This window comes from Sphingorhabdus sp. (assembly GCF_023910635.1).
Classification (GTDB): domain Bacteria; phylum Pseudomonadota; class Alphaproteobacteria; order Sphingomonadales; family Sphingomonadaceae; genus Sphingorhabdus_B.
On the sequence record NZ_JAAVVZ010000058.1, the window covers coordinates 1 to 2,858 of the forward strand.

Consider the following 2,858-nt stretch of genomic DNA (forward strand, 5'->3'; position numbering starts at 1 on the left):
ACCAACACCGCGTTTTTCCAAAAGGAAGTCGCGTCGCGGGTCAGCATGAAATATGCGGCGAAGCTGAAGTTCCTCGCAGATGACAGCTTTGACCAGGCTACGCATATCGAAGGCTTGTTGGCGCAGCCCAAGGTTCAGCAAGATCTCACAGACGATGAGGCCGAATGATCGTTCGGCGCTTGATCACAGCGGCGGCACTAGTCTGCGCTACCCCGGCATTTGCGGAGCTTAACCCGTTACCAGACGCGGCGATTTCAGACCCGATGCCTGATGCGGCAAACCCGGCAGGGATGGTCGCGTTTCAGTTGCCGACCGGTACGGAAAAAATCAACGCCCTGCTTTATCTCGCCGCTGGTGACGGTCCTAAGCCCGCGCTTTTGCTGCTGCATGGTTTTCCCGGCAACGAACAAAATCTGGATCTTGCGCAGGCTGCCCGTCGCGCGGGTTGGGATGTTCTGACATTGCATTACAGGGGAAGTTGGGGAAGCGACGGAACTTTTAGTTTTGTGAATTGCATCGAGGACGCCCGAAATGCGGCACGATGGCTGCAATCGGAATCCTTTATCAAACAGACCGGACATGCGCCAAGTCGGATTGCTGTGGCCGGGCATAGCATGGGCGGAATGATGGCGGCCCGGACCATGGCGGACGTATCTGGTTTGGCGGGTGCGTATTTGATAGACCCTTGGGATATTTCCGCAGAGGAGCGCGGCCTGACCGAACGCAACGCTGAGATGGCGTTCAAACTTGGTTTGGCCGACGACTTAAAGCCGTTAGATGGTACGAACGCTGACGCGCTTCTTCTAGAAATGCGCGCCAATCCCGCGTTGTTGGATCTGCGAAAAACAGTGACGACGATTTCCGACCGACCGTTGGCCTTGGTATATGCGGAGCGTGGCCTTGGCCGGGATTATGCGGCTATGCTCGCGGCTGCTAGCCAAGGCTCGGCAACAGCAACGATGCTAAAGACCGATCATTCGTTTTCAGATCACCGGATACAACTTGCCCGACATTTTGTGCGCTGGCTTAACGGATTGAAATAGTCATCTATGGCCAAGCTGTATTTCTACTACGCATCAATGAACGCCGGCAAATCGTCCACATTGTTGCAAGCCGCGTTCAATTATGGCGAGCGCGGCATGAAGGTCATGCTTTGGACCGCTGCGATTGATGATCGCCCCGGTTTCGGCGCCATCAGCTCGCGCATTGGACTTGCCGGCGATGCAAGCCGGTTTGAAAGCACCACCGACATAGAGGGTGCTGTCCTGGCCCAGCACGCAGAAACGCCTTTGGCGTGCGTACTTATCGACGAAGCGCAGTTTTTGACCAAGGAACAGGTATGGCAGGCCGCCAGCTTGGCCGATAAGGCCGGCATTCCGGTCGTCTGCTATGGCTTGCGCACCGACTTTCAGGGCGAACTTTTCCCCGGCTCTGCTGCGTTGCTGGGCATTGCGGACAGCCTTGTTGAGTTAAAAGGTGTCTGTGACTGCGGCCGCAAGGCGACAATGAATTTAAGGGTTGATGAGACCGGTAAAGCCGTGGTTGACGGCGCCCAAACCGAGATCGGCGGCGATGATCGCTATATCGCAATGTGCCGAAAGCATTTTAACGAGGCGCGCGGGTTAGGCTGACTTTTCATTTGCCGTTCATCAAGAAAGGCATATCATCTGGCCTATGATGAAAAATGCCATGCTCTCATTGTTGGTCGCAGCCGCCATCGCGGCCCCCGCTTATTCCAAAAAGCCTGAGCCGCATGTGTGGCCCGAGGTCGGCGTGGAAACGAAGATTAATTTTCCGAACCAAGGCGCAATCCGCAATTTTGAAGCTGATGGCAGTGAAGGCATCTGGCTGGAGGACAGGCAACGGCGCTGGTATTATGCGGAATTGCTCGGCGGATGTCAGGAACTCAACTTCGCGCAAGCCATTGGGTTTGATACGCGCGGTTCGGCAACCTTTGATAAGTTCAGCACGATCATCGTTGCTGGCGACAAATGCCAGGTTGCCAGCCTGGTAACGGCGAGCAAACCTTTGCCACGCAAAGAGCGGCAGAAGCTTCGCAAGCAGGCACTGGCTGCAGGCAAGGACGTTGCTGCGCCTTCAAATTGACTTGATGCCACGCGGCGCCCTAAAGAGCGGGCATGCATGGCTGGATCATCCTCGATAAACCGCTTGGGTTGGGTTCAACACAGGCCGTTGCAGCCGTAAAGCGCAACTTGCGTTCTGCCGGTTTCGGCAAGGTCAAGGTCGGTCATGGCGGCACGCTTGACCCGCTTGCAACGGGCGTTCTGCCAATCGCTTTGGGTGAGGCCACCAAATTATGTGGTCGGATGCTGGACGCGTCAAAGACATATGATTTCACAATCAGCTTTGGGATTGAGACCAGCGGCCTCGATGCTGAAGGCGATGTTGTTGCAACTTCAGAGGTTCGGCCAACGCTCGAACAGGTGCAGCAGATGCTGGCGCAGTTTACCGGTCCAATTGAACAGATACCTCCTGCCTATTCGGCGATTAAAATCGATGGCAAGCGCGCTTATGATTTGGCGCGGGCAGGGGAGACGGTCGAGATGAAGTCGCGGGTGGTGACGGTATACGGGCTTTCGGTCCGGCAGGCGGAACCTCCTTCTCCCGGTGACGCCCCATTGACGTCAATTACACTGACTGCCGACGTTTCCAAAGGCACGTACATCCGAAGCTTAGCGCGAGATGTCGCATATGCTTTGGGTACTGTGGGCCATGTCTCTATGCTGCGCCGCACGCGGGCAGGTCCTTTTGCCCTGAATGGCGCGATTTCGCTGGACAAACTGAATGCATTCGGCCAAGGGGCCACCCAAGAAGACATTATCTTGCCGATAGAGGCA

4 protein-coding genes and 1 pseudogene are annotated in these 2,858 nt (G+C 55.9%); all 5 read left to right on the plus strand.

What is annotated here, in order from left to right; genetic code table 11:
• A pseudogene (locus HEQ34_RS14035) lies at window positions 1-168 on the plus strand (ribosome-binding factor A); the annotation flags it as partial.
• Complete coding sequence (locus HEQ34_RS14040) at window positions 165-1,043, plus strand: S9 family peptidase (protein ID WP_296201526.1); 879 nt, start codon at window positions 165-167, stop codon at window positions 1,041-1,043. The pseudogene HEQ34_RS14035 and the gene HEQ34_RS14040, both read left to right, overlap by 4 nt.
• A 6-nt stretch (window positions 1,044-1,049) precedes the next feature.
• Window positions 1,050-1,631 carry a thymidine kinase gene (locus HEQ34_RS14045; protein WP_296201528.1) on the plus strand — a complete coding sequence of 194 codons (582 nt, stop codon included), beginning with the start codon at window positions 1,050-1,052 and terminating at the stop codon, window positions 1,629-1,631.
• A gap of 43 nt (window positions 1,632-1,674) precedes the next feature.
• The gene (locus tag HEQ34_RS14050; RefSeq protein WP_296201529.1) at window positions 1,675-2,106 is read left to right on the plus strand and encodes a DUF6491 family protein; all 432 of its coding nucleotides are present in this window, start codon (window positions 1,675-1,677) and stop codon (window positions 2,104-2,106) included.
• Between the two features lie 32 nt (window positions 2,107-2,138).
• Window positions 2,139-2,858 (plus strand): tRNA pseudouridine(55) synthase TruB (truB, locus tag HEQ34_RS14055; protein ID WP_296201530.1); only part of this gene is annotated, 720 nt, incomplete at its 3' end.